The sequence below is a fragment of the Bacillus sp. AR2-1 genome, assembly GCF_008368755.1.
Taxonomy (GTDB): domain Bacteria; phylum Bacillota; class Bacilli; order Bacillales; family Bacillaceae_G; genus Bacillus_A; species Bacillus_A wiedmannii.
Window position 1 is genome coordinate 257,521 of record NZ_QORY01000001.1, and the last position, 26,262, is coordinate 283,782.

General features: G+C 34.0%; 26 protein-coding genes and 2 pseudogenes. 3 read left to right on the plus strand and 25 right to left on the minus strand.

Annotated features, from left to right (window positions below):
• Positions 1 to 119: 119 nt before the first annotated feature.
• The 16 genes and pseudogenes from gntK to DT250_RS01435 form a co-directional block, all read right to left on the minus strand.
• Positions 120 to 1,661 (minus strand): gluconokinase, encoded by a 1,542-nt coding sequence (gntK, locus tag DT250_RS01360; RefSeq protein ID WP_149212362.1) that lies wholly within the window; start codon positions 1,659 to 1,661, stop codon positions 120 to 122.
• A 267-nt stretch (positions 1,662 to 1,928) separates the two neighbouring features.
• The gene (fsa, locus tag DT250_RS01365; RefSeq protein WP_087984123.1) at positions 1,929 to 2,597 is read right to left on the minus strand and encodes a fructose-6-phosphate aldolase; all 669 of its coding nucleotides are present in this window, start codon (positions 2,595 to 2,597) and stop codon (positions 1,929 to 1,931) included.
• A gap of 51 nt (positions 2,598 to 2,648) precedes the next feature.
• On the minus strand, positions 2,649 to 3,542 hold the full coding sequence (gene gnd, locus DT250_RS01370) for a phosphogluconate dehydrogenase (NAD(+)-dependent, decarboxylating) (protein ID WP_149212363.1): 894 nt from the start codon (positions 3,540 to 3,542) through the stop codon (positions 2,649 to 2,651).
• A gap of 123 nt (positions 3,543 to 3,665) precedes the next feature.
• The gene (gene zwf / locus DT250_RS01375; protein ID WP_137051333.1) at positions 3,666 to 5,150 is read right to left on the minus strand and encodes a glucose-6-phosphate dehydrogenase; all 1,485 of its coding nucleotides are present in this window, start codon (positions 5,148 to 5,150) and stop codon (positions 3,666 to 3,668) included.
• Positions 5,151 to 5,538: 388 nt separating this feature from the next.
• A complete protein-coding gene (locus tag DT250_RS01380; protein WP_098090325.1) occupies positions 5,539 to 6,015 on the minus strand; it encodes a heme-degrading domain-containing protein in 477 nt (158 codons plus the stop codon).
• Between the two features lie 251 nt (positions 6,016 to 6,266).
• Entirely contained in the window at positions 6,267 to 6,689 is a 423-nt protein-coding gene (locus DT250_RS01385) for an STAS/SEC14 domain-containing protein (protein ID WP_098090532.1), read from the minus strand.
• A 107-nt stretch (positions 6,690 to 6,796) separates the two neighbouring features.
• Positions 6,797 to 8,116: an aromatic amino acid transport family protein gene (locus DT250_RS01390; RefSeq protein ID WP_046954708.1), complete on the minus strand. Its 1,320-nt coding sequence runs from the start codon at positions 8,114 to 8,116 to the stop codon at positions 6,797 to 6,799.
• A gap of 1,017 nt (positions 8,117 to 9,133) precedes the next feature.
• Positions 9,134 to 9,816 (minus strand): annotated as a pseudogene (locus DT250_RS01395) (DUF3888 domain-containing protein).
• A gap of 94 nt (positions 9,817 to 9,910) precedes the next feature.
• Positions 9,911 to 10,246 carry an IDEAL domain-containing protein gene (locus DT250_RS01400; protein ID WP_000987459.1) on the minus strand — a complete coding sequence of 112 codons (336 nt, stop codon included), beginning with the start codon at positions 10,244 to 10,246 and terminating at the stop codon, positions 9,911 to 9,913.
• Between the two features lie 124 nt (positions 10,247 to 10,370).
• A complete protein-coding gene (saiR, locus tag DT250_RS01405) occupies positions 10,371 to 10,784 on the minus strand; it encodes an Rrf2-family transcriptional regulator SaiR (protein ID WP_001083471.1) in 414 nt (137 codons plus the stop codon).
• Between the two features lie 194 nt (positions 10,785 to 10,978).
• Positions 10,979 to 11,113 (minus strand): BA3454 family stress response protein, encoded by a 135-nt coding sequence (locus DT250_RS01410; protein ID WP_000573513.1) that lies wholly within the window; start codon positions 11,111 to 11,113, stop codon positions 10,979 to 10,981.
• Between the two features lie 30 nt (positions 11,114 to 11,143).
• Positions 11,144 to 11,539 (minus strand): transcriptional regulator SpxA, encoded by a 396-nt coding sequence (gene spxA / locus DT250_RS01415; protein ID WP_000236196.1) that lies wholly within the window; start codon positions 11,537 to 11,539, stop codon positions 11,144 to 11,146.
• 358 nt (positions 11,540 to 11,897) lie between these two features.
• Positions 11,898 to 12,464, minus strand: coding sequence for an SGNH/GDSL hydrolase family protein (locus DT250_RS01420; RefSeq protein WP_149212364.1), 567 nt, complete (start codon positions 12,462 to 12,464; stop codon positions 11,898 to 11,900).
• Between the two features lie 16 nt (positions 12,465 to 12,480).
• Positions 12,481 to 13,305 (minus strand): MBL fold metallo-hydrolase, encoded by an 825-nt coding sequence (locus tag DT250_RS01425; protein ID WP_149212365.1) that lies wholly within the window; start codon positions 13,303 to 13,305, stop codon positions 12,481 to 12,483.
• Between the two features lie 25 nt (positions 13,306 to 13,330).
• Positions 13,331 to 13,891, minus strand: a complete 561-nt coding sequence (locus tag DT250_RS01430; protein WP_149212366.1) for a DUF7010 family protein — start codon at positions 13,889 to 13,891, stop codon at positions 13,331 to 13,333.
• A 27-nt stretch (positions 13,892 to 13,918) separates the two neighbouring features.
• On the minus strand, positions 13,919 to 14,758 hold the full coding sequence (locus DT250_RS01435) for a phosphotransferase family protein (RefSeq protein WP_149212367.1): 840 nt from the start codon (positions 14,756 to 14,758) through the stop codon (positions 13,919 to 13,921).
• A gap of 176 nt (positions 14,759 to 14,934) precedes the next feature.
• Between DT250_RS01435 and DT250_RS01440 the strand changes: the two genes are divergently transcribed.
• Positions 14,935 to 15,144, plus strand: coding sequence for a hypothetical protein (locus DT250_RS01440; protein WP_044443258.1), 210 nt, complete (start codon positions 14,935 to 14,937; stop codon positions 15,142 to 15,144).
• 119 nt (positions 15,145 to 15,263) lie between these two features.
• Here DT250_RS01440 and DT250_RS01445 read toward each other — a convergent pair.
• The 4 genes and pseudogenes from DT250_RS01445 to DT250_RS01460 all read right to left on the minus strand — a co-directional run bounded on the left by DT250_RS01445 (position 15,264) and on the right by DT250_RS01460 (position 18,839).
• A pseudogene (locus DT250_RS01445) lies at positions 15,264 to 15,968 on the minus strand (SDR family NAD(P)-dependent oxidoreductase).
• A complete protein-coding gene (locus tag DT250_RS01450; protein WP_149212369.1) occupies positions 15,965 to 16,528 on the minus strand; it encodes a GNAT family N-acetyltransferase in 564 nt (187 codons plus the stop codon). Before DT250_RS01450 ends, DT250_RS01445 begins: the two are co-directional and overlap by 4 nt.
• A gap of 144 nt (positions 16,529 to 16,672) precedes the next feature.
• Positions 16,673 to 18,172: a class I adenylate-forming enzyme family protein gene (locus tag DT250_RS01455; protein ID WP_149212370.1), complete on the minus strand. Its 1,500-nt coding sequence runs from the start codon at positions 18,170 to 18,172 to the stop codon at positions 16,673 to 16,675.
• A gap of 133 nt (positions 18,173 to 18,305) precedes the next feature.
• Complete coding sequence (locus DT250_RS01460; protein WP_149212459.1) at positions 18,306 to 18,839, minus strand: NAD(P)H-dependent oxidoreductase; 534 nt, start codon at positions 18,837 to 18,839, stop codon at positions 18,306 to 18,308.
• A gap of 124 nt (positions 18,840 to 18,963) precedes the next feature.
• Between DT250_RS01460 and DT250_RS01465 the strand changes: the two genes are divergently transcribed.
• Together DT250_RS01465 and DT250_RS01475 are read left to right on the plus strand one after the other, a co-directional pair.
• Positions 18,964 to 19,287 carry a winged helix-turn-helix transcriptional regulator gene (locus DT250_RS01465; protein WP_098708776.1) on the plus strand — a complete coding sequence of 108 codons (324 nt, stop codon included), beginning with the start codon at positions 18,964 to 18,966 and terminating at the stop codon, positions 19,285 to 19,287.
• A gap of 1,102 nt (positions 19,288 to 20,389) precedes the next feature.
• A complete protein-coding gene (locus tag DT250_RS01475; protein ID WP_149212372.1) occupies positions 20,390 to 21,841 on the plus strand; it encodes an FAD-dependent oxidoreductase in 1,452 nt (483 codons plus the stop codon).
• Between the two features lie 230 nt (positions 21,842 to 22,071).
• On the opposite strand, the gene DT250_RS01480 is transcribed toward DT250_RS01475, so the two are convergent.
• The 5 genes from DT250_RS01480 to DT250_RS01500 form a co-directional block, all read right to left on the minus strand.
• The gene (locus DT250_RS01480; RefSeq protein ID WP_088064083.1) at positions 22,072 to 22,452 is read right to left on the minus strand and encodes a hypothetical protein; all 381 of its coding nucleotides are present in this window, start codon (positions 22,450 to 22,452) and stop codon (positions 22,072 to 22,074) included.
• Between the two features lie 304 nt (positions 22,453 to 22,756).
• On the minus strand, positions 22,757 to 23,023 hold the full coding sequence (locus tag DT250_RS01485; RefSeq protein WP_087984108.1) for an ArsR/SmtB family transcription factor: 267 nt from the start codon (positions 23,021 to 23,023) through the stop codon (positions 22,757 to 22,759).
• Positions 23,024 to 23,207: 184 nt separating this feature from the next.
• Positions 23,208 to 24,485, minus strand: a complete 1,278-nt coding sequence (locus DT250_RS01490) for an anti-sigma factor domain-containing protein (RefSeq protein ID WP_304488579.1) — start codon at positions 24,483 to 24,485, stop codon at positions 23,208 to 23,210.
• A complete protein-coding gene (sigI, locus tag DT250_RS01495) occupies positions 24,478 to 25,200 on the minus strand; it encodes an RNA polymerase sigma factor SigI (RefSeq protein ID WP_106382892.1) in 723 nt (240 codons plus the stop codon). The genes DT250_RS01490 and sigI overlap by 8 nt, the downstream gene beginning before the upstream one ends.
• Positions 25,201 to 25,716: 516 nt before the next feature.
• On the minus strand, positions 25,717 to 26,262 hold the full coding sequence (locus tag DT250_RS01500; RefSeq protein ID WP_088064086.1) for a hypothetical protein: 546 nt from the start codon (positions 26,260 to 26,262) through the stop codon (positions 25,717 to 25,719).

Below are 26,262 nucleotides of genomic sequence, written 5' to 3' on the forward strand. Positions count from 1 at the left end.
TATAGTTTTTGTTCATCATACTTCTTACCAAGTTCATAAAACTATTTTTGATTGAAAGAATATCCTAAAAAATCGGAGTACCTCTTTATAAGTTACCATATTTTTCTGCCAAATAGCCTCTAAACCCACTTTTTCTGAAAAGCTGCTATACTTTCATATTCTTCTTCCAAGTGACGGGCCAAACGAATATAGATTGGTATTAATTCTTTATATTTCTCCACACTTTCCATGTTTGGCTCATGATAAAAATTAGCACCTACCATATTAGAAACTACATGTAATGTATTTATTTCACCTAAACTATATAAACCGAGGATAGCTGCTCCTAGACAAGAGCTTTCGAAACTTTCAGGAACATATACGTCTTGATGAAAAATATCTGCCATCATCTGTCTCCAAAGTTCCGATCTTGCAAAGCCACCTGTCGCTTGAATTTTTTTCGGTTCGCCAATTAGTTCTTTTAAAGCAAGGAGAACTGTATACAAGTTATAAATGATTCCCTCTAAAACAGCACGGATAAGGTGCTCTTTCTTATGATGTAGACCAAGCCCAAAGAAAGATCCTCGCGCATTCGCATTCCATAAAGGAGCTCTTTCTCCTGCTAAATACGGATGAAATAATAAACCGTCAGATCCAGGATTCACTTTCGCTGCTATTTCAGTAAGCAATTCATAAGGATCTTTTCCTAAGCGCTTCCCATCCTCAACTTCTAACGTACATAATTGGTCGCGAACCCACCTAAAAATCATGCCACCATTATTAACCGGTCCACCAATTACCCAAAGGTCCTCAGTTAACGCGTAACAAAAAGTCCTACCTTTCGGATCCGTTACAGGCTGATTTGTTACAACTCGCACCGCACCGCTCGTACCAATTGTAATAGCAACTACTCCAGGTTCTATTGCATTCACACCTAAATTCGATAGTACTCCATCACTCGCACCGACTATAAAAGGAGTAGTAACAAGTACATTCATCTCTCTTGCAAGTTCTTCATTTATCCCGATTAAACTGTGCGTCGTTGGAACAACTGTAGATAGCTTTTCATCTGTAATTCCTGCAACACGAAGAGCTTCTTCATCCCATTTTAAAGTTTTCAAATTGAACATTCCTGTTGCTGATGCAATAGAATAATCAATTACATATTTCTGAAATAACTTATAGAAAACATACTCTTTAATTGAGATGAATTTATAGCTTTTTGCAAACAACTCAGCATGTTCATTTTTAAGCCAAACTAATTTTGAAAGTGGTGACATAGGATGGATTGGTGTTCCAGTACGAAGGTAAATTTCATGACCATTCATATCAGTTTTTATTTTTTCTGCCCAGCTCGAGCTTCTATTATCTGCCCAAGTAATACATCTCGTTAACGGATTCCCTGCTTCGTCTACAGTAATGACACTATGCATGGCCGAACTAAAAGAAACACAAAGAATATCAACTGGCTGCACATTACTTGATTGTATAATTTCTTTAATCGTATGTATGACCGCTTGAAAAATCTCTTCTGGATCTTGTTCTGCTATTTCTGGTGCGGGAGAATATAAAGGATATTCAATCCCATGGCTTGCAATAACAGATCCATCGATCGAAAACAAAACTGCTTTTGTACTAGTTGTCCCAATATCTACACCAATCATATATTTCGAGCTCACTATGTAACCCCTTTCAAATCATTCCTATAACAAAAGAGCACCATGGTGTCTACAAAAAGACGCTCCCTTATGAGAGCTACGTTTTCATAAACTTCACTCTCATAAGGGGATCCTTTTTATAACCATTGTGCTGTTTTGAAAATGCATGGTGTTTTTTCATATCGCTGCTTTTACGTAATAAGGTACCAAACTCGGGATTTATTTTAAAGGATGAAGTTACATAGAGATTGGTCCTCTCGTGAAAAAGCAATTTGTGTAAACTTTACTTCCTTATAACTTAGGCGCCTTCGCCCAATCCGCAGCAAACTTCTCAATACCTTGGTCTGTTAATGGGTGCATAGCAAGTTGTTCAATGACTTTATAAGGAATTGTTGCAATGTGAGCACCTGCCATTGCTACACGAGTGACATGGTCTGGATGTCTAACAGAAGCCGCAATAATTTGTGTATCTAATTGATGAATATCGAACAATTCAGCTATTTTAGCAACTAATAGTACGCCATCTTCAGAAATATCATCTAGGCGACCTAAAAATGGTGAAACATACGTTGCACCTGCTCTAGCAGCTAAAAGGGCTTGGTTCACAGTGAAAATAAGGGTAACGTTCGTTTTCACACCTTTTTCAGTAAGGTAACGACAAGCTTCTAATCCTGCTAGCGTCATCGGAAGTTTTATCGTGATGTTTTTATCACCACCGTTAATTTTAATCAGTTCTTCTGCTTGAGAGATCATTTCTTCAGCTTCTACAACATCTGGAGTTACTTCTGCCGAAACAGATTCAACTTTAGGCACTGCCTGACAAATTTCTGCAATACGGTCTTCAAACTTAATGCCCTCTTTCGCTACTAAAGAAGGATTCGTTGTAACGCCGGCTAAAACTCCAAGTTTATATGCTTTTTTTATGTCCTCAAGATTTGCAGTATCAATAAAAAACTTCATAATTCATTCCCTCCATTTTTTAAACGTTAACGAGTTATAATTTTAAGATATTTATTTCTTTTCTACTGCATGTCCACCAAACTCATTACGCAGTGCTGCTACAACTTTTCCTGTAAATGTATCATTGTCTAATGAGCGGTAGCGCATTAATAGAGACATTGCGATAACAGGAGTTGCTGTTTGAAGGTCTAATGCTGTTTCTACTGTCCATTTTCCTTCACCAGAAGAATGCATAACGCCCTTAATTTCATCCAGTTTTGCATCTTTAGAAAATGCGTTTTCTGTTAATTCCATTAACCAAGAGCGAATTACTGAACCGTTGTTCCATACTCTTGATACTTTTTCATAATCGTAGTCAAATTCACTTTTCTCTAGAATCTCAAATCCTTCACCAATAGCAGCCATCATACCGTATTCAATTCCGTTATGAACCATTTTTAAGAAGTGACCACTACCAGCTTTTCCAGCATATAAGAATCCATTTTCTACAGCAGTATCACGGAAGATAGGTTCAACGATGTCCCAAGCTTCTTGATCTCCTCCGATCATGTAACAAGCTCCATTACGCGCGCCTTCCATTCCGCCAGAAGTTCCTGCATCCATAAAGTGAATGCCATCTTTCTTTAGTTGCTCATATCGGCGAATTGACTCTTTATAATGTGAATTACCCGCTTCAATTAAAATATCTCCTTTTGATAGCAATGGTGTAACTTCATCAATAACAGAATCAACGACAGCGTGTGGTACCATAACCCAAAGAATTCTTGGTGATTGTAATGATTGAACGAGTTCACTTAAGCTAGCTACACCTGTAGCACCATACTCTTTCATTTCTTCCACTGCACTCGTATTTAAATCAAATGCTGCTACTTCATGTTTATGATCCATTAAATTCTTCCCTAAATTTAATCCCATTTTACCTAAACCAATTAATCCTACTCTCATAATATAATTCCTCCTTGAATTACCTTTCATCATAAATACATGTTAATAAAATGATGAATATCTTTTTGTCATATTGTTTTACATATAAAGAAACGTATGAAATACCTTCATGTAAGAATGTACTTATTTTTTCAATTCCTCATCTAACCACCATTTAAACTCACTTTCTTGTAATAGAGCATTCGCAGCATCTGGACCATACGAACCCGACTTATATTCATGAAGTGGTAACAAGTTTTCTTCGAATGCTTCAAGGATTGGCTGCACCCATTCCCATGACAATTCAACTTCTCTCCAGTGTGCAAAGAATGTAGAATCTCCACATACAGCATCATAGATAAGCCTTTCGTAAGCTTCAGGTATTCCCACACCTGTTTGCTCACAAGTAAAATGAATACGGATCGGTTCAAGCTCTCCATTGTTCAATGGATTTTTACTATTTAATTGGAGTGAAACATTTTCATTTGGGCTAATTTCAATGATTAACAAATTAGGCGCTGCATTTGGATTACTATCTTGATACTGCTGTTTTAATGTATTTTTAAACTCAATTACAATACGAGTAGACTTTTCTTTCATTCTTTTTCCTGTTCGTATGTAAAAAGGAACATCAGTCCAAAATGGGTTATCAATCCATAAGCGAGCCGCAACAAATGTATCTGTTTGAGAAGAAGGATTTACTCCTGGCTCCTCTCTATACGCCACAACTTGTTGTCCTTTTATCTCCCCTGAAGCATATTGTCCGCGAATGATATGCTTCTGAACGTCTTCTTTTTTCACTTTACGAAGAGTCTCCATGACCTTTCGTTTTTCCTCACGAATTTCACATGCATTGATCTTTTCCGGCAGATTCATAGCAGTCATCATTAATATTTGCAACATATGATTTTGAACCATATCGCGAATGGCTCCTGCATGATCATAATATGCTGCCCTTTCTTCTACCCCAACCGTTTCACTAGCTGTTATTTGTACATTCGCTATATGTTCTTTATTCCAAATTGATTGAAGAACAGGATTTGCAAATTCAAGTGCTTCAATATTTTGAACCATCGGTTTACCTAAATAATGATCAATACGGTATATTTCGTCTTCTTCAAACGTTCGACTAAGCTTATCATTCAGCTCTCGGGCAGATGTAAGATCATGACCAAACGGTTTCTCAATCATTAGGCGCTTCCATCCATCTGTTTTATCAAGTCCACTTTCTTTAATATTTAAAGCAATGGTCTCAAAGAAGTCAGGAGTAACTGAAAGGTAGAACATTCTATTCCCTTGTATATTTTGTTCTTCTTCCCTTTCATGAACTACTTGTAATAACCTTTTATAATCTTCTGGCTTATTCACATCTAACGGACAATAACGAAAATACTCTAAAAAATCTTCTATTTTCGGAGTACCTTCTTCTCTGCGACGAGAAAAAGTTTCTATGGATTCTTTTACTCTTTTTTGAAAATCTAAATGAGATACTTCACGTCTTCCAAGCCCAATAACGGATATTGGCTTTGGAAGCTTTTGATCTCTATATAAGTTATATAGCGCAGGGTAAATTTTCCTTTTCGCTAAATCCCCTGTCGCTCCAAATAAAACAAAGGTCATTGATTCCAATTTCAGTCCCCCTCGTGATGTATAGTCATTGTCACCTTAGTAAAAATGCATTGTACAGAAGCTACTACTATTGTTGATCCAATCTTACTTCTTAACTTCTAATTTTTTATATTTGTCGCTTTCTAATTGTCCCCAATATTAATAGTGGCAATTCAAAGCATTTTTACTACATGCTACTTACCCACCTTAACTTATATAAAATAACTTAATTACTTTTAGTAATTTAATTATGTTATGTCTACCATATTAACTACATAGATTATAATCGTCAAGAAAAGTGTCTCGAATTAAAGATTTTTATTCCGTAACATCTTATTAAAAATATGTTCATGAACTGAATAATAAAAAGGCAAAACCGAACATATTCTTGTTTGGTTTTGCCTTTTTATTATTGTTTCAAATGATTTTTAACTGCCCTTATAACTAATTCATGATCCTCTTCTGGTGGTAATCCTGAAACTGTTATCATTCCAATAACCCCTACATCTTTTATTTGGACAGGAACGCAGCCACCAAACGCAGCATAATCCGACCTATCTAAAAGATACTTTTCATTATATGGAATGCCCGTTATTTCACTTTGTATTTGCATATAATACGAGCTATGATTATGCAAAGAAACAACTCGTTTTTTACGCTCAATCCATTGCGTATTTTCTGCAGTTGTCCCTGTCATCTTGAAATGAAATAGTTGCACACCATTTTTCGCTATATCAACAGCAATCAATTTCCCTTCCTTTTTCGCAGTTTCAACGATAAATAAACCTATTTGCAAAGCATCTTCATTTGTAAAAGACGAAAATTGAAGTGTTTCCTCCTCTATTAAAATTTGTTTACTAATTTCATTCAAATTTGAAGTACTCATATGTTTATCCCCCTTACTCACTTTATACCACATTGCTATTTTTAAAATTATGCGACCCTACCGTACGGACTTTCCATATAACTAATAACGTAAAGCGTATTCTTTTCTTCTTGGTGCTATTATGAATTATATTTAACGCCTTAAAAATGTATGTCCTTTCGTACCAAACATTTCGTATAGAAGTTTTCTTCCTGCTACTACTTACAAGCATAAAAAAACCAGTTACTTAAGCAACTGGTTCACTAAAAGTTTTATCTAGAATATTCATTCAACCAAAGGAATGCTTGTTCATAATCATCGAAAAATTTTACAGATTCTTTTGTATTAGATTGTTGTAAATAATTCAGTATCTCTCCTTCTTCAAGAAGAAAAGCAATTGCCTTACTGTGTTTCAAAATCGTTTCATTGAAAAACTTCTCTTTCCATGCTTTTTGAACAGAAAAGTGATCTGGTATGTATCCTTTTCTATCGACCAACAATTTGTATTTCCGCCCTTCGGAAATGAATTGCTGACAAACTTGCTCGAAGCCATTAAACCATTCATAAACATCATCTGTTTTAATCTTGCCTATAAGACGAGTAACAATTATATCTCCGGAAACCGTTGTACTAATATTCAGTTTACTCAATCTGAAATCATCTCCCTTAGTTACAATTATGCGTGAATCCCTCATAAAATCAATAAGATCAAACTGTAACGCATTAAAAAGGGACAGACTCTCCAAACGGAGAAGTCTGTCCCAAAATCGTTCTATTTTGCATTAGAAATAACAATCGTGAATTAGAATAATGATTTAATACTTGCTAAAACAGTAAGTACACCTACAATAATAACAAATACGTTACTCATTTTCCCTTTGTATTTAGCTAGTACTGGTACTTTTTGAATCGCATACATCGGTAATAGACATAAGATAGCAGCAACTAATGGACCGCTTAGAGAATCAATAAGTCCAAGAATACTTGGATTTGTATAAGCAACAAACCAGCATGATAATACAACAAAAGTAAGGACGATTGTCTTAATTGTTTTTTCTTCAATAACTTTTCCACGTGATTTACCGAACTTAATAATCATGTCACGCATTACTTCAAATGCTCCGATATAATGGCCAAGGAAAGATTTTGTAATAGCCACAAAAGCAATGATTGGAGCTGCAATCGTGATTACAGGTGAATTAAGCTCATTAGCAAGATATGAAAGGATTGATAAGTTTTGCTCTTTTGCCATTTTTAAATCCTCTGGAGTCAAGCTTAATGTACTACTCCAAACGAAGAACATAACTACAGCGAATGTCATGATATAACAAACTTTTTGTATTTGCGCACATTTAGCATCAGTAGCTTCTATTCCATACGTAGCTCTCTGTTTTACAACAAATGATGAAATCATAGGTGAATGATTAAATGAGAATACGATGATTGGTAGAATCAACAGTATCGTTCCAAAATATCCTGTTCCTGTTGAAGCAGTAGAAACAGCTGAAAAGCTAAGCATTGACGTATTCCACTGTGGAATTAAAGATATTGCGATAAAAAGTAGAGAAGCTATGAAAGGATACACTAGCATACTCATGATTTTTACAGTAATATCTTGACCAAAATTCAGTATAGCGATAAGACCAAGAACTAATACAAGTGATAAAATAGCCCTTGGAGGCTCTGGCATGTGCAATTGATGCACGATAAAACTACTTGCAGTATTTGTAAGCGCAACCGAATACATTAGTACGATTGTGTAAATTGAACCGAAATATACGATGTTAAAAATGATACTTGCTTTATTTCCGAAATACTCTCTAATTGTACCTGTGATCCCCTCATCAGCAGAATTAGAAGCGTATATCATTTTAGCAAGTGCCCTATGTGAGTAATACATAACTGGATATGCAAGCAATGTAATTAGTAGTAATGATAATAAACCACCTGAACCTGCATTAATCGGTAAAAAGAGCACCCCTGCTCCAATTGCAGTTCCAAATAGGCTCAATGCCCATGTAGTATCCTGCTTATGCCACTTTTTCGGATCTGCATATTGCTCATTTTCTAGTGCGATATTTTCAGCTTGAACTTCTATTTTCTTTGCAGTATTCCCGTTCATATAATAACTCCCCCTTGTATCCTATTCTTGCGTATCTCTTTATAGCTAACGAACATTCCCTTTTTTCGGAAAATAAATTCCTTACAAGTTGCCCCACATTGTATGTCCTTCATCATAATGAATCCAAATTGAAACATTCGCTAGTTAGCGTCCTAACATAAATGTTAGCGTTCACAAAAAAGTTTACTCGTACTATCCGCTCTTTATATAAAGACCGCTTAAGAGAACAATATTGAATAGACTTCATAAATACGTTGCAACATTTCTAATAACAGTGTGTTACTTTAATGGTTTCTCTTACTTACTTGTAACAGTAATTTTAGATAAACCGGCCTCTCTTCATTTATGAGGCATTTCTTTCTCAATTCTATACATCACTTTCATAACTTCGGCAGCATTTATGGTATTGATTACACAAGCCACTGAAGCACTTTACATACATTTCGCCTCTAATCACACGCCTTTCTTTCTATTAATCGCATTTTTTATATTTTCTCCAGAGATCATAAAATTTCTCTCGACGCCCTCATTATAACGTGTATATTTATAAAATTAATATTTTTATATTTTCAGAAATATTCAATGGATATAATTTTACATGGATAATAATTTACAGTTAGCATGCAACCCTTGTTCCTATCGCTTATAACGGAATTAATCAGCAAAAAACGCAGTAAAATATTGTTTATTCAAGATACTCATTTTAAAAATTTTTATATTCTTCTTTATCTAAAAATTTTATTTTGATTTAAAAAAGATATTCTAATAAATAATTAACGTGGTTAAAAAGAAATTTCTTTTTAAATGCATAAACCAATTTTTAGGTTATATATTATCAATATTGCATTCATATACATTTTTAGGAAAATACATATTTTAACTTGATGACAATAAGAGAACCGCTAACATTTCGCAAAAATCTTCGCTAAACGAAAAAATAAAATAAGCTGCCCATATATGGACAGCTTATTTACATCATTATCATTGTTAGGTGTAGGCAAACGAATCACTTCAATGTCATCTTAATTTTAGTTTTTTCAAATCTTCTTCAGGGATATTTCTATGTTTGTATTGAATGGGTTTTATTTCATTTCCTTTTATACGAAAAGTAATTGTGTCCTCTCCATAAGGCGGATTGTGTGCCCCTTCAAAAGTTTGAATTTGCACAGTTACATAGAAAATATAATTTGCTTCGTCTTTTGTTATTTCAACAATTTTTTCAGAACCCCGGTACCAAAGCTTCGGTTCCTTATAATATTTTTCAACTTCTTTACTTATTGGTTCTAATAAAAGATTAATTACTACTTCTTTTAAATTTTTTTTGGTACAGGTATTCTGTTAATCCTTTTTCTATTTACATTTATAATTTTCCAAAAACCACTTTTCTGTTCAACGGTATAAAGAACATTCGTACCATCCTCTTTCCAAAGATGAAAATAACCTTTAGTCCCCTTAATATATAATCGTGGTTCATCAATCCATTCACCTTCTGTTTGAAGTATACCTAAAAACAGTTGAGTAAGCGGCGTTATCTTATAACCTATTTGATTAAAGTCACCAAACGAATAAAGTTCATAACCAGTTAAATCTATGTCAAAATATTCGTTGATTTCATTTTCACTTTTTCCAATTGCTTGAGCAGAAATACAGGGTAATAAAAAACTCAGAAGATATATGATGCTAATTATTTTTATTTTCATACCATCAATCACCTCTTTTATTAAAATGCAACAAAAGAGATGATATTATTGATTATTACACCATTAAACCTATTAAATACGAATAATGTAATCTTTAAAACCCCTCATTAACTAGCTCTTTTATCAAGTTTAATTTTGCAGAGAGCTCAATAAACCATTCTTCATCCCCTGTTAATAATGCAAGGTCTATAAGATAAAGGATTTGCTCCTTATTTATTACTTTTGATTCAGGGAGTTTGTTAACGTGTTTACTAAAGAGTAAAATCGCTTCGTTCATTGTGTACTTGTCGTCACGTTTCACAATGCTAACTGTAACTACATCTTCCACTTCATCAAGTGATACAATGTAACCAACTATGAATTCACCCTCATTTGATATTCCACGAACCCAATCTCCCACTTTTAAAACATGATTATTATTTGACATCATACTTTTCACCTTCTTATAAATATTTTTTGTAACGATAAAAAAGATATAAAAACTAACTTTAACTGTAATTCTTTTTATTACAGTTGTTTTTTAAGAACTCACGGCTACATAATAATTAAGCCGCTTAACGTTCTTGATTAATAAGGTCAACAACTTCTTTCATTGTATAATTCTTTAAATATTCACCTAGATGTTCTTCCGCACCTAAGAAAATAGCAAAAAGAACTTTCCGCATGTTCGAACCTACAATACACTGATCATTTGATTCTGGACACTTCGGCTGCAATGCACCTTCAGAGGTTATTTGATACATATTCCAAAGATTAATTTCACTTAAATCACGGGCAAAAATAAAACCTCCACCAGTTCCCTCTTTTGATTGTATAAACTTATGTTTTTTTAACAAACTTAGCACTTTGCGAATGCGTACTGGATGAACACCTGCACTTTCTGAAATAGCATTACTTGTTGACATCCGATCTGGCTGTAAAGCTAAATAAGTTAAACTGTGAATGGCCAAGGTAAAGTCGCTGTTCATCGTTGTCCTCCTACGATAAAAAATATGATTTCTCGCTTAGTAACATACTGTAACCATAAATATTACAGATAGGTTAGTCAAACGTTAAAATATATAAGAATCATGCTTAGCATGAAAAAATAAATCCCTTTATATTCTATCAGAACTCCCCTATATCTCCTAACTTCATGTAGCTTTTTAAGTTGCAAATAAATTTAAACAGTCCACTGTTTCTTAACTTGTTCTTCTGCCAATTGTTTAATTTTTGTCCAAATCGTATCTTTACTCACAATAACATTTGTGTGATAGTTTCTATCTTTATAATTAACTGTAACACATACTTCAATCACTTCTATTTCCTCCTTTCAAAATATTACTTATTAATTAGCCATTTTTTGCAATTCAATATTCAAAAATGTTCGAACGCTACGCGGTAAAAATTTGCGAATTTCTTCCTCGTTAAAACCAACCTGTAATCTTTTTTCGTCCAGCATAATTGGACGACGTAACATTTGAGGATACTCAATTATTAATTTATAAAACTCATTAAGCGAAAGCGCCTCAATATTTATATTTAATTCCTGAAAAGTTTTAGATCTAGTTGAAATAATTTCGGTAGCACCATCTTCAGTTAAACGAAGAATGGATTTAAGTTCATCAACTGTAAGCGAATTTGATACGATATTTTTTTCGGTATAATCAATTTGATGTTCTTCAAGCCATGCTTTTGCTTTTCGGCACGAACTACAGCTTGCTGTCGTATATAAAATCACCATATTTTACACACACTCCTTTACTTTTTAAATTATTATATAGATTATTGAAATGTATTAAAAAAAATTACAGTTTAGAATGAAATACACGTTATATTTTTTATTCGAGAATATTTAATTTATCTGTTTTTTACAAACAATAGCAACTCACTTCTAAAAACTATACTGTAATTTTAAACTTTACAGTTCTATTAATCAACTGTTAAGTCTTGGATGCATTCCATTAGCGAAATAAATTATATTCCACTTTATTCATTTCTTCCCGACATGTTTAGCATAATAAAAGCTACTGCATTGAACACAGCAACATTGTAGGAGGAAATACGCGGACAAAAAAAGCAAAGCGCGCACACTTTGCTTCTTACAAAATCCCTTTTAACTTTTTACCAATTAACTCCGCTACATATTCATAACCTTGTCGACCAAAATGCAAACCGTCTTTTTCATCATCTTCTACTAATCTTTTATAATGAAGCTCTTGAATCATTTCAACATATAAATTTAAAAAATAACTTCCTGTTTCCTTCGCCACTTCCTCTACTACGTCTGCATACTGACCAAGTACTTTATTTGTTCTATTATGCTGACGTTCTTCATCAACTGGCGCAGGACTAATAAGTAATATCTTTTCTGGTGAAATCATACTTACAATCTTCCCTAAATTATCTTTGTATACTTGTAATGGTACTGGATCGAATAATACCGAATCATTCGTACCAAGAAAAACTGTTACAAAGTCTGGTTTATGTGATAGTACATCCTCTTCAATCCTATGTAACGCATCGAACGTATTATCACCCGGAACCCCCGCATTTACCACCTTCCAATTTGGAAACATCTCCCGCAAACGCGGTGTTAACCTCGGTGTTCCATCAAAAAACGTTTCATCAGCTGTAACACTATCACCAAAGCATACTAACGTTTTCATAGAGCTAACTCTCCTTTTACGTACGAAACAACTTTCCTTCTACCGCCTTAATATATCTTTCAGCAGAACGTTCCACTGCCTCATTTGCATTCTCTTTCACTACTCGGTGAAAAGCATTATATAAACGATTAAATTGTAACGGCTTCACTCGATTCGCCATTTCCTCCACTTTTCTCGCCGGTAATGGAATTAAGTTTGGATAGCTGTACATGAAGCTCACCCACTGCTGATCCGCTACGACTTGAATAATATCACCTGTTAATAAAATACCTTTCCCACCATTTCCTTCTTCCCAATGTAATACAGAACCGCCGCTAAAATGTCCTCCGAGACGATGAATAGTAATTCCGTCCGCTAATTGTAAAGACTCGCCAGACCAATAAATAATACGGCTACTCGGGCGTACTACCCACTCTTTATCGTCTTCATGTATATAGATTGGTACATCAAACGTTTCTGCCCATTCTACTTGCGTTGAATAATAATGAGGATGAGATAGTGCTATCGCATCTAACCCGCCCCACTCCTTTATCTTCTCAATTGTCGTTTCATCTAAATAAGTAATACAATCCCATAGTAATCGATACGCTTCCGTTTTTACTACATATCCCGTTTGACCAATCGCAAATGTCGGTTTTGTCGTAATACTATAAAGCCCATTTTCTTCTTCTATCATTTCATTTTTATATGTACCACTCGATTGCAAGTTTTCTAAAGTCGTCCAAGACTGTCCTTTCGGATTAACATATTGTCTCTCCTCATCACAAATAATACAACTTACCGGTTCTTCGACACTCGCTGCATACTGTACGCCGCACGTTGTACAAACGAAATTTTTCATAATAATTCCCCCTATCCCTATATTTTTATGAAGCTGATTTTTGTTGATAATGATCTAATTTTTTATTTTCAATTAATAAACCGATTAGAGTCAGTAAGTAGACAACTGTAACTGCGAATGGAATGGCAGTAAATCCATTGTCTGCAAAAAGAATCCCGCAAACTGACGTTACGAGTACAGTCCCTACTGACAATACACCATAACTTTTACTTTCATAAATCCATACGTACGGTATAAAATGAACCCCTATTAACATCGCTACTACAAAAGGTAGCCACTCTGGAAATTGAAAATAGGCAAGTAATACAAACGGAATATTTAATACATTTATCCCGCCAATTAATCCAGCTAAAGTCCCTAGCGGATTTCCTTTCGCAAACATATCAATTTTCAATATAGCAGCTATAATTAAGCCAAAAGGAAATACACAACCCATACCAATTAAATACACCCACACAACTTGTTTTTCTGAAAGAAGAATACCCGTTACACTTGCTACAATCCAAAATAAAATACCAGCTATTATAACTGGAAATCCTCTTTTCGTTCTTTGTGCTAAATCTCTTTTTGCTTCTAGAATGTTCATTTCACTATCTCCCCCAAACTATTTGTACTATAAAGCCGGCTCAATTTCGTCCATCCAATAACGCCAAGCTACTAAGTAATCTTCTAAATCTTTCGGGTGGTGTCTCAAACATGTATCTATACGCAAATATAATCCTATGACTATCTCCTCGTATAAATCTCGTTCTTTTTTATGAAATACACATTGCTTCATCGCAAAATCAATTGCTTCTTTCGTTACATCTTCAGGAGTTGAACAGAACGCATAAATTAAATCATATAAAGGATCTCCAAGGACTGGTAACGGATCAATTACTCCATGTAACTTATTCTGCCGGAATATAAAATTATGAAATCCGAAATCACCATGTAATAAAAAGGGTTGATTTACTCCGGCTTCCCTATTTGCTAGTTTAAGAACCGTTCTATATTCTTCTTCACTTATGTAACATCTTACATTTTCATAAGCTTCCATCACATTTGCAGTTAAAAATTCATTCCAAGATTGAACCGGACCTTCTTTCCATCCCCAGCCTTCTGCCTCTGGAACCATTTTATACTTATTGATAACTTCTTTTACAAGTGTACGAAGCGTACTTCGTTTATATCCTTGTTTACACGAAGTATTACCTTCCAGGAAAGAATACACGAAATATGTATGTAAAGGTTCCTTATACAAAAGCTTTGAAAATAAAGTATTCCCCTCATAAAAAGAAAGAAAATTAGCTTCTTCACGTATTACTTCCGCTTCATTCAGCTTTACTACATATTTTTCGTCCAACAAATATACAGTACTTGTCGTTCCTCCGTTCAACGCTTTTACGCTATTTGGAGCATGTGAAATAACTTTCTCTTTAACTAGTTGTGCAGCAATTATTGAAATGTCCATTCTCTCACCCTTTAATTTCGAAGATCCCCCCAATTCAAAAGACAACTTTACTATTATTTGACAAACGAATAGGAAACCCCTTCCAAAATCTTAATATAACAAAAATTCATTTACTTTTATATTTCAAAAATAAGGAAATACTAACAACAACGTTACATACATATTAGGAGGACAATATGAAACCTGAATTTTTAAAAGCAGTACATGATGCCATTGGAAGTGTCGAACACATTCATATAGAAGAAAGCGGTGCTGACAGCTTACTTATCCATCATGATGATGCACAGCAATTACAACAAGTCGCTAAAACGTTAGAAAACAACAATTTCCGCTCTGCTTTAAGAACAACTGGAGATGCTTCGTATATTGAAGTGTTGAACAGATAATGAAAGTCCGGATGTATTCCGGGCTTTCTTTTTTTATCGAATTGTAATTACATCTAGCAAACCATTTCATATTCTCCATGAAAACCCAAATAGTCATTGAATACTTATAAAATCGTACTTCACCACTTTAATTCTCCTATCCCTGGCTCAATAAACTTCCCTGAAACGTCCTCATTTGAATCAATTACTCAATCATATATATTTTGCGCTCCTTCAGCCGGAGTCATATTCGCATCAAAGGCACCAATATCAGTCTTTAATTTTCCTGGGTGAATTGCCGTTACACGAATTCCTTTATTCTCAAACTCTTGTTGTAAACAAAGTGTTAGCATATTTTGCGCAGCTTTAGCAATTCGATAGGAATATGAGAACTGACCTTGCGGAAATTCTTTGTTCGCCATTTTATGTAGTGATCCTAACCGAGAGGACATATTTATTATTCTCGGCTGATCCGATTTAGCTAAAGCCACATATGTACCTTTTTCAGCTCGAATTACGCCTAAGCAGTGAATATTAAATAAGTCCGTTAACTCTTCTGAATTTGTATGTAAAATCTCAGTCTCCTTTCCAGTAATTCCAGCGTTATTTATAACTAGATCCATATACTCTGTATATCCCTCGAGCTGGTTCTTAATCTGCTCCGTACTCTCATCAAGTGATAAGTCTGCCAATATAGGAAAACATCTACAACTAAACATTTGCTTCAATTGCGTTACCGCAACCTCAGTTCTAACTAACGGATAAACGATATGCCCATTTTCATGAAATACTTTTACTAACTGTAACCCTAACCCGCGATTTCCCCCTGTAATTAGAACTCTCATATATCCATCTCCTTATTTTTAAAATTAATAAGAAAGTTCATCCATTTACCATTCTCTAAAGAAAACGCCTCTCTCTTGCATTCAAGTGAAAAACCTGTTCTTTCCGCAAGACGAACGGATGGCTCATTATCAACATGTATATGTAATTCAATTCTATGGAAATGAAGACTATTAAAAAATAACGATAACGCAGCTTTCACACTTTCAATACCATATCCATTTTTCCAGTATTGATTATGTATGGAATACCCCATCATCGCCCATTGATAGTCCATACGTAAAATTTTTATAAGCTCTAGCTTCCCAATATTAGCCCCATCTTCTTTACGAAAAATACCTAATACATACATCTCATCTCGATTTGCTGCTTCATCAAAACCTCTTATCCATTCCGTGAACCATTCTTTTGTTGATGATGCCATAACTTGATGGCCATCGTCATATTTATACTGCGATGGTAGCCTCTTATGAAATCCATCTAACCAACTTTCATAATCATCATTTTGGAACGGACGGATTATGAGCCTCCCTGTCTCTACTTGTAATAACGGTAGCTTCATTTATATCTCTTCCTTTTATTAATGATTGAATATTCTTTATTATCTTACGCAAAATACAAAATCTAGTAAATTATTATGTTCTTTACAAACAAAAATCCAGTTATGCTTTGTACATAACTGGATTCCTCATCATCTAATCGTTTTTTATTTTACAAGTACACCTTCTCTTAATTCCCTCTTCAACACTTTCCCTAAAGCATTTTTCGGTAATTTGTCCATAAATACAACGTATGGTATTTTATAACTTGCTAGTTTCTCTTTACAATGCCGTATAATTTCTTCTTCCGTTAAAGACGTTTGCATATCTTTTACAATATACGCTGTCGGAATCTCTCCCCAAAAGTCATCTGGAACTCCAACTACTGCAACTTCTAAAACACCATGTATTTCATGAATAACATCTTCTACTTGATCTGGATATACGTTGTCACCACCGCGTATAATAACGTCTTTATATCTTCCCATAATATGCAGGAATCCGTCATCATCTATCATGCCAGCATCGCCCATGTTAAACCAATTATCTTTTACTACCTTTTTTGTCGCCTTTTCATTATTCCAATACCCTTTAAACATGTATGGACTTCTTACATGAATCTCGCCAACTTCATTTGTTGTTAGTTCATCACCTGTTTCTGGATGAACAATTTTTAACTCTACATGTTTCAAAGTTTTCCCTACAGAAAACATCTTTTCTTTTCCCATCATTGGATGCCATGAAGTTACAACCCAACCTTCTGTACTCCCATATCCTTGCACCATATATATTCCTTTTTCCATATATTTTTGAATAAGTGTTTCTGGCACTTTTGTACCACCACTTTGTGCTACTTTAAAAGTTGAAATGTTACGTTCTTTTTTATTTAGCTCCTCAAGCATGTAGCTATAAACAGCTGGGAACGCAAGCATCGTAGTAATTTTCTCTTCTTCAATCTTATCCCAAATAAGAGCAGGATTCGAATCAGCTAAAAAGATCATCGTAACACCATGATAAATACAATTTAAAATAGAAAGCACTCCACTCATATGAAATAATGGATGTACGGATAAAAAGCGCTCACCTGCAGGAATTTCTCTTTGGCCCGCAATCTCAGCAAAATAATGATGTAAGTTTTTATGTCCAATTACGCATGCTTTCGCCTGTCCGGTCGTTCCTGAAGTAAATAAGTAAATCGCATCATCCTCTTCATGAACTTCTACATTCGGTTCTGTCATTGGCTGTTCTTGTAATGTTAATTCAAATGAACCAAATCCTTCTTCAGTCGTTTTAATTACATAAGGAATTTCTTTAACAGCATCAATCTTTAAAGCTTCATGAAATTCTTCATCAATAACTAACACTTTTAATTTTGCTTCATTTACAATCGTTTCTAATTCATAAGCAGTAAGTTGATGATTTAGCGGAATACATACAGCTCCAATTTTTAAACTTGCCATCATAACGCTCGGAAACGGATGATTATTTTTGCATAGTATTCCAATACGCTCTCCTCTTTGTACACCGTTATGTAGCAAATAGTGTGCAAGCTGATTTACTCGTTCATTATACTGCTGAAACGAATACCTTTTCTCTCCCCCTACAAGCGCTTCCAAATTTGGTGATTGCATTGCTCTTTTTTGTAATAATTTTTGCATCGTTCTCAAGTAAAACTCCCCTTTATATATGTTAGGTTTTTTATTTTATCAGATTAACTATTAATTTACTAAAGATTACACTTAGTGAATATAAAATCAATAAAAATAGCCATCTACTTAACAAGTAAATGGCTATTTCCTCTTATATATTAGAATACTCCTTATTCATCACATAGCGCACATACTCCGGTGCACTTTTATTAATCTCTTCATCACTTAATTTATATTCGGCACCATATAAATAAAATGAAGGTATAAATTTCATATCTGTATATAAGCACGTAGCTTGAAATGGTTTCGTTAACTCATCCATCGTGATTCCGCTATTTTCATAGTCTTTTTCTAATCCACCTATAGAAATAGCTACACCAAACTCTTTCCCCTTCACTTTATCTCCTTTTGATCCGTACGCAAATCCATATGTTAATACATCGTCAAACCATTTTTTTAATAATGGTGGTGAACTGTACCAATAAAGCGGAAATTGAAATATATATCTGTCATGTTCTACTAATAGCTTTTGCTCTTCTTCAATATTAAACTCCCAATTCGGTGCCGCTTTATATAATTCATGCACCGTTATTTCATCCGAATGTTTCTCAAGTTCTTCGATCCATCTTTTATTAATTTTTGATTTTTCAATATCAGGGTGTGCTACAATTACAAGTGTTCTCATCATCTTCCATCCCCTTTTTAAATTATTCAATCCTTTACGTATTAGTATGAGTGAGTCACATATAATTGAAAAGTACGTACTTTAAAGTGCTATAGGAACCTTAAAGTACCTGTGGAGGTGTTATATGAATCAAAATGAAGACTGCCCAATTGCAACGACGCTCGATGTAATCGGCGGAAAATGGAAAGTTCATATTTTATGTGTTTTGATGGATGGAAAAATGCGAACAAATGAAATCCGGCGAGACATCCCAAACATTACGCAAAAAGTTCTGACACAACAACTTCGGCAACTTGAAGCTGACGGGATTATCCATCGTACTGTATATCAAGAAGTACCACCAAAGGTTGAATACACAATAAGCGAATACGGGAAATCTTTAATGCAAATTATGGATGAACTATGTGAATGGGGAAAAGATCATCAAATGAAAAGATTACATGACTAAAAGAACATTACCGTCTTTATTAAATCTTCTACATTCATATTAGTAGTTCAATATTTCTACTGAAATTTTATATTAGAGGTACTCCAACAACTCGTAATTTAGAATCCAAAATCTTTCAGAAGTAAAAAACAATAACATTCATCTATAAATACTCTTTATAACAAAAGTATCCTATACTTTTTACCTTATATTTTATTCGGACACTTTTTATTAATTGAACCGCATCCTAGTTGTTAGACATATAGTCAACAATTTGAGATGTGGTCTTATTATTCGGATAACAGCTCTCATCAACTTTAATAATCATGACTGCAGACAAAATACTTTGCAAAGAGTTCCTGTACAAGGTGATTTTTCACATAGACTTACCAAATAGAATTTTTATAAAAAACTTCTCACATTTAAATTGGACAAGCATATTTTATTATATGGGGACTCCCTACTCATAGAAAACTACCTTTCTATTCTAAGAGCACGCATATTTGTGTGCTCTTAAATTATTTACAATAAAATAAAGAGTTTATTAATTTTCTTAATTCACTACCGGAAAAGTACCCATAATAATATCTTTATATTTATCTATTGTTTTTTAATTTTTATAAAACTATATTATTTTGGAGTTGGTTAATACGTTACAAAAAACTGACCGTGTAATCATTATGGTCCCTCCATTTTCACAAGTGTTTGTTACATTTTACTCCTCCTCAGGAGAACTCCTTTCATCACAAGTCTTATCTAATACCTCTCCACATCCTGTATCAATGTATGCACTTAATGAAATTGAAAGCGAATTATTTGAGGTCGAGTTAAAACCACTACTACTTCATTAAAACTACGAATAACGGAAAGACCTTTACAACTCTCACATGGAAATACAGCAGTAGCATTTTTAGCAAAAATATCACAAGCAGAAGAAGCTGCAGACACGCTATATAGCTTTAACTACACACTTACTAAGTAAACTTCTCCTAGGAACTTCATTTTAGTTTCCTCGGAAACCAAAATGAAGTATAATTATATATGTACAATAGATAACATTTATAAATCTATTTACAATTTTTCACATTAGCTCTTAAACAATTAAATAAATGGAGGGCATGATATGGACAATTATTATGATGTAGCGGTAGTTGGTGGTGGTCCAGTTGGACTTATGGCAGCATGTGAATTAGCTATCCAAGGCGTAAAAGTTGTTGTTTTAGAGAGAAGATTAGACCGGGTACGAAATTCTAGAGCACTCACACTACACCCCCGCTCCTTAGAATTGATGGCTATGAGAGGTATTGCAGATCGATTTTTAGCTAGAGGAAAGAAATTAAATACAAGTCATTTTGCTGCCTTAGATACAAGATTAAACTTTAAAAATTTAAATACTGATTTTCCGTATACACTTTTTATTCCCCAATCTATTACAGAAGAAATATTAGAAGAACGTGCATTAGAATTAGGTGTAGTCATTAAACGCGGGCATACTGTGAAAGACTTAAAACAATATGAAACATTTGTACAACTAGAAATAGAACAAAGAGAAACAATATATAAAATAGAAGTTCCATATGTAATAGGAGCTGATGGAGCAAGAAGTATAGTTCGTGAGTTGTCAAATATACTGTTTAATGGAACAAACACAACAACTACTGCTATATTAGGTGATGTTATTTTAGAAGATATACCAGATACTCCATTTCTATCTACTTCTAATATAAATGGGATATTAATGATGGTACCTATTACAACTGATGTATTTCGTTTTGCAATTGTTGATCCTAAGAATCAGACAATACCTGTTCATGTTGCTGTTACAGAAAAAGAGTTTATAGATAGTATTTATAGTATTACAGGTGAACATCTTCAAATTAAGAGCACAATATGGCTTTCTCGTTTTGGCAATGCAACCAAACTAGCAAATACTTATCAACATAAGCGTGTATTCTTAGCAGGGGATGCAGCACATATTCATTTCCCTGCTGGAGGACAAGGTTTGAATGTAGGTCTACAAGATGCTTTTAATATAGGATGGAAATTGGGACTCGTAATAAAACAAAAAAAATATGAAAGCCTATTAGAAAGTTATCATATTGAAAGACATGCTGTGGGAAAACAATTTTTCAAGGAAGTACAAGCGCAAGAACAATTAATGATAAACTTTTCAAACGCAGGAATGGAATTAAGGGATTTATTTTCGCACCTACTTACATACCCCGAGATAAATCACGATTTATCTGAAAGAGTAAGCGGCTTAGGGATAATGTATTCGTCGATGCACGATACAGAAAGGCATCCATTGATAGGAAAAAGATGTACAAATCTCACTATTTCTTTACTAAATAAGAAAAGTTATAAACTCTTTGAATTAATGCAGGATGGTAAATTTATCTTATTAATACACCCTTCTTATATAGATAAGATAAATAAAATAAATATTGATTCACACATAAAAGTGATAATAGGAGAAATACAAGATTCCAAGTTAAAAAATATAGATACCGTTTTGATTCGACCGGATGGTCACATAGCCGACATTGAGTATAACAAGGTAGATAACTGCGAATAGTCCAGAAAAATGATTATCAATTGTATTAGTGATACAAGATAAATTCACTTTTATAAAACGAAAAGAATCCTATTTATTTAGGACTCTCTTCGTTTTGCCCATCTCACTATTTATAAAAACATATCTACAACGGAAGAAACACTACATTTACAGTTAACTATAAAATCCCGTTCCAAAGGACTACCCAAAACTCCCCACCTACATACTCCCATGATCAAAAATATTTGTCTCTATTTCATATAAAGTATGATAAGCATCCATAAAGATAAAGCACCAAGGATAGCAAGCACTATACGAGTAGATAGTACCCTTACTTCGAAATCGGTTTTCTTGGATGGTTCAGGATATGCAATTACATAAATCCCTTTTAATAGTGCGAGCCATGCAATAAGTGTAATGAGTCCCTGCCAATTAAGTTCCCAAACATTATGTAGAATAACAGTACCTAATCCTAGGAAAATTGATAGAAAGCCATACATAATTCCAAATCCTCTGTCTTCTACCACTAATTTTTTCAGTTCACGTAGTATAGATGGTCGCACAAAAAGTATTCCTGAGATGATAACCGTTATCCACCCCCAAAAAAATCCTAAAAAAAGGCTTACCTCCATTGTTACTCCACTCCTTTCAATTACATTTATATTTCAGTTATTTTCCCTTTAGTATTAGATCTATAGATAAAAAACTAAAAATGTAACTTTGGAGTAAAGTCGTACTCTTTATAAAATATTTCATGTGTACATAAATAAAATAATCTAACTAAGATGTATAACAAATTAATAACCAGTCTACATACAACTTATGTTAGTAAGAAAATCACATACACTTATACATATTACTTTTGTATAAAATCTTAAAAATTGTAGTCACACAATTACTTTAGCATCCTCTTCTTAATGTCTAGACAATCAGTATTTAAACTAAACATGCTAATATTGATTTTGTGCGATGGTCCGTTACCTCATAATAAATTTCTAACCCTTTCCGAGTACCTGTAACGACTTTCGTAGCTTTTAGTTTAGATAAATGTTGACTAATTGTACTTTGAGGCATTTGTAACGTTTCATACATTGTCGTTACGTTAATTGGGCCTTTTGCAAGCATTATTTTTACTAATGATAAACGGACAGGATGTGCCAATACTTTCAATACTTCAGTGATTTCTTCATACATTTCTTTCATATTTTTTCTCCCCTTTTATATAAATATTATTGATATCCATATATATAATTCGAAAGGATATACGATTTTATGTCCGTCATTTTAAAAAAATGTTAAAAAATATCTTCAGATGGAAGGAATCTCCCCTCTATTCAATATTCTATAGATTTTTCTTCCACTAAATATTATGTGGTAGGAGCTTTCCTTACTGAGACCCTCTGCCATTGTTCTCTTGCTGATGTCCGTTATTCCCTTGGGAACCTCTACCATTGTTCTCTTGCTGGTTCCCATTATTCCCTTGGGAACCTCTACCATTGTTCTCTTGCTGGTTCCCATTATTCCCTTGCGACCCTCTTCCGTTGTTTCCTTGACCATTCCCATTATTTCCTTGCGATTCTCTTCCGTTGTTTCCTTGACCATTCCCATTATTTCCTTGCGATTCTCTTCCGTTGTTTCCTTGACCATTCCCATTATTTCCTTGGGACCCTCTTCCGTTGTTCTCTTGTTGATGTCCACTATTTCCTTGGGACCCTCTGCCATTTTTCCCTTCCTGATTTCCATTATTCCCTTGTGACCCTCTTCCGTTGTTCTCTTGCTGGCGCCCATTATTTCCTTGGGATCCTCTTCCGTTGTTCCCTTCCTGATTTCCACTATTCCCTTGCGATCCTCTACCATTGTTCTCTTGCTGGTTCCCATGATTTTCTTTTATTTGCTTAGAGTGCTTTTGTTCTATATACTCTTTTTTCTCATATCTTTCTTCATTTACATGAGTTGCGTCCGGTGATATGTCAGATGGCGACTTTGGTTGCTCTTGATGAGATGGAGTGAGCGATTTTTTCTTCTCATTCTCTTGTTTTATATAAACGCCCGTTCCAACTCCTGCTTTCTTGGCATCCTCCCGTATTTGCATCGTACTGCTTTGATATTCAACTGTAATATGTTTTATCTCATACTCTTTCTTTAATTCCTGCAAAGCCTTTTCCAACTGTGGTTCTAACGATTTATCCTTTGCAACAGCCGTTAGCATAACTTTCTTATCATTTGTTAAGTACTTATCCTCTTGACTCTGCTTTATAATCGTACGTATTACGTCTTGCAGATGCTTATTTTCCCACCCTTTCATTTCTTTTAAAATACGCCTTCCGTCATCATTACAAGCCCGCAAATCTATAACACGAAGATCCTCCGTTACGCTCGCCTCTAAACTTGGATTTATATCAACTGAGACATAAGCAAACACTTTTTCTTCTGGTTGATTGTAAAAAAACAGCAATACGCATAGAAAACCAGCAACAATTACTGTTGTAGGCTTTAAGAAAGGTGGTATGGAAAAACGCGGCGCTCTTTGTTCCTGTTTGTTAAACGAGATTTCCTCTCCTATCATGTATGGGTGCGCTTTTCTTTTAAATGTAATAAACTCTCCATTTGGAGTTAAAACAACTACGTTATGCTTTTTTATATCCATCACAATTCCTTTATTCATCATGCTTTTCCCCTCTTATGTAATCAAGAATATATGTATAGTTGTTTGCAAAAATAATGCACATTGCAATAATGTATTTTCTATGTCGTTCCAACGTTTTACGACTTACCCTAACACGTGGTTCAATATGTTTTAGTGGTAATTTTTTCTTTCGGAACAACTCTTCCATCATTTCCTCTTCTTTTATAATAATCTTCACAATTTCTATTAGATGTTCACGCGTATCACGATGCTTAGGAGATTCTTTAGCAAGCTCTGAAAATGTGATTTTAAACTCAGCTAACACACTTTGAAAATGAAGAATTTCCTCCTTACGGTTACTATTTTCGATCTCTTTCATATACTCCGTAAGCGATACTTGCATTTCTAACATTTTCTCTTGCTCATCTTCTTTTAAAAAGACAAAGTTATGCTTAGACTCCTTGCGTATATAGTCAATTACATCTCTTTTTATAAGAAGATCAGCAAACGCTAGAAAAGATTTCCCTTTTTTATATGAATACTGTTCAATTGCTTCGTTAAACGCAAACAGTCCAATACTATATTCATCATCCTGTTCTGTAATATATCGGCGACAGACAGACGATATGGATTTTCTAATAAAAGGCTGATACTGTACGATAAATGCTTCCCTATCTCCTCCGTTGTTTTGTATGTTATATACGATATCTTCTATTTTCGGTTTTCTTAGGATCTTCATTACTAAACTCAACACTAGTAATCTTCCAGCCTCCTTCAAATAGCAAAAAGGCCACTAAACAAGTGACCACTTAACCATATTTTGTAAGTTTTTTTCTTTTGGTTTGTCCTCTTGCTGTTACTTATATTTTTTGAGACTAACTTTTTCCCACTGTTTTCTTAACGATTTTCCTTTTATCTCGTCACTAAAGTTAAGTTTGTATTTTAATGTACTTTCTTGTTTTCTTCCGCTTGTTTTGCTTGCTCTTTTTCTATTTTATCTGCAATCCTTGAATAACTCTTCTCTTTACCATTGGTAATTTCATCCTTTGATTTCGGATTCCACACTTAATCTAGTAATTTTATTAACACTTCAATGTTCTTTCATGACCATTTTTCTTCTATTTATTTTCTTCAATATACATATTCGGAGGAATATATAATTTTATGGGGGTCAAAAAATATTTTTTATAAAATATTTATTTATTAAGTTGATAGGTATAGTCGGCAGCTCTATAACAAATACATGCTTTTACAATTCGTATTAGTTAAATTAATATTTTATCCGCTGTTTTATCTCTTTAAAACGAGCATGTATAATTTTTTTGATATCCGGGTGATTCTTATATAAGGTAACAGTATACATGATGGAAGATGCAAGAATAGTAGACCATATTAACCAATCTCCAGTATGCGAAAGAACTTTAATTACTTCACTCGTAAACTGTTCCTGTCCCGCATGAAATGCTGATATGAGAGAAGTAAGGTTGAACAACAATAAAATAACAAGCCTTCCCAAAAGCATAATAATCCATCCGATAATATACGAATAGCCCCCAACACTACATAATTGATTGTTATGATGAAAAACTTTCACCCTCTTAGCTTGCCAATAACCAACTATTGCTCCTAATATAAGCAAGCTAATTAATTCAATTGTAATAATAAAGTCCAATTTATTTGGAAGACCGATATAAGTTCTAATTATAGCCATGATGGGTATACCAAGAAGATCAAAACTATCTACTTTCTTAGGGATAAGCTGCCTAATGATCAATACGATAACAACTACAAGAATAATAATGAAAACTTTATTCAT

What these genes read in the sequence shown, in the direction of transcription:
- DT250_RS01390 (WP_046954708.1), bottom strand. Translation starts at nt 8,116, where the DNA reads ATGAACGGGAATACTGCAAAGAAAATAGAAGTTCAAGCTGAAAATATC.
- spxA (WP_000236196.1), bottom strand. Translation starts at nt 11,539, where the DNA reads ATGGTGATTTTATATACGACAGCAAGCTGTAGTTCGTGCCGAAAAGCA.
- DT250_RS01430 (WP_149212366.1), bottom strand. Translation starts at nt 13,891, where the DNA reads ATGAACATTCTAGAAGCAAAAAGAGATTTAGCACAAAGAACGAAAAGA.
- DT250_RS01380 (WP_098090325.1), bottom strand. Translation starts at nt 6,015, where the DNA reads ATGAGTACTTCAAATTTGAATGAAATTAGTAAACAAATTTTAATAGAG.
- DT250_RS01475 (WP_149212372.1), top strand. Translation starts at nt 20,390, where the DNA reads ATGGACAATTATTATGATGTAGCGGTAGTTGGTGGTGGTCCAGTTGGA.
- DT250_RS01465 (WP_098708776.1), top strand. Translation starts at nt 18,964, where the DNA reads ATGAATCAAAATGAAGACTGCCCAATTGCAACGACGCTCGATGTAATC.
- DT250_RS01485 (WP_087984108.1), bottom strand. Translation starts at nt 23,023, where the DNA reads ATGAAAGAAATGTATGAAGAAATCACTGAAGTATTGAAAGTATTGGCA.
- DT250_RS01435 (WP_149212367.1), bottom strand. Translation starts at nt 14,758, where the DNA reads ATGGACATTTCAATAATTGCTGCACAACTAGTTAAAGAGAAAGTTATT.
- gnd (WP_149212363.1), bottom strand. Translation starts at nt 3,542, where the DNA reads ATGAGAGTAGGATTAATTGGTTTAGGTAAAATGGGATTAAATTTAGGG.
- DT250_RS01425 (WP_149212365.1), bottom strand. Translation starts at nt 13,305, where the DNA reads ATGAAAAATTTCGTTTGTACAACGTGCGGCGTACAGTATGCAGCGAGT.
- DT250_RS01420 (WP_149212364.1), bottom strand. Translation starts at nt 12,464, where the DNA reads ATGAAAACGTTAGTATGCTTTGGTGATAGTGTTACAGCTGATGAAACG.
- DT250_RS01460 (WP_149212459.1), bottom strand. Translation starts at nt 18,839, where the DNA reads ATGAGAACACTTGTAATTGTAGCACACCCTGATATTGAAAAATCAAAA.
- DT250_RS01480 (WP_088064083.1), bottom strand. Translation starts at nt 22,452, where the DNA reads ATGGAGGTAAGCCTTTTTTTAGGATTTTTTTGGGGGTGGATAACGGTT.
- DT250_RS01400 (WP_000987459.1), bottom strand. Translation starts at nt 10,246, where the DNA reads ATGATGTCAAATAATAATCATGTTTTAAAAGTGGGAGATTGGGTTCGT.
- DT250_RS01450 (WP_149212369.1), bottom strand. Translation starts at nt 16,528, where the DNA reads ATGAAGCTACCGTTATTACAAGTAGAGACAGGGAGGCTCATAATCCGT.
- DT250_RS01490 (WP_304488579.1), bottom strand. Translation starts at nt 24,485, where the DNA reads ATGAATAAAGGAATTGTGATGGATATAAAAAAGCATAACGTAGTTGTT.
- DT250_RS01440 (WP_044443258.1), top strand. Translation starts at nt 14,935, where the DNA reads ATGAAACCTGAATTTTTAAAAGCAGTACATGATGCCATTGGAAGTGTC.
- fsa (WP_087984123.1), bottom strand. Translation starts at nt 2,597, where the DNA reads ATGAAGTTTTTTATTGATACTGCAAATCTTGAGGACATAAAAAAAGCA.
- DT250_RS01385 (WP_098090532.1), bottom strand. Translation starts at nt 6,689, where the DNA reads ATGAGGGATTCACGCATAATTGTAACTAAGGGAGATGATTTCAGATTG.
- saiR (WP_001083471.1), bottom strand. Translation starts at nt 10,784, where the DNA reads ATGAACAGCGACTTTACCTTGGCCATTCACAGTTTAACTTATTTAGCT.
- DT250_RS01500 (WP_088064086.1), bottom strand. Translation starts at nt 26,262, where the DNA reads ATGAATAAAGTTTTCATTATTATTCTTGTAGTTGTTATCGTATTGATC.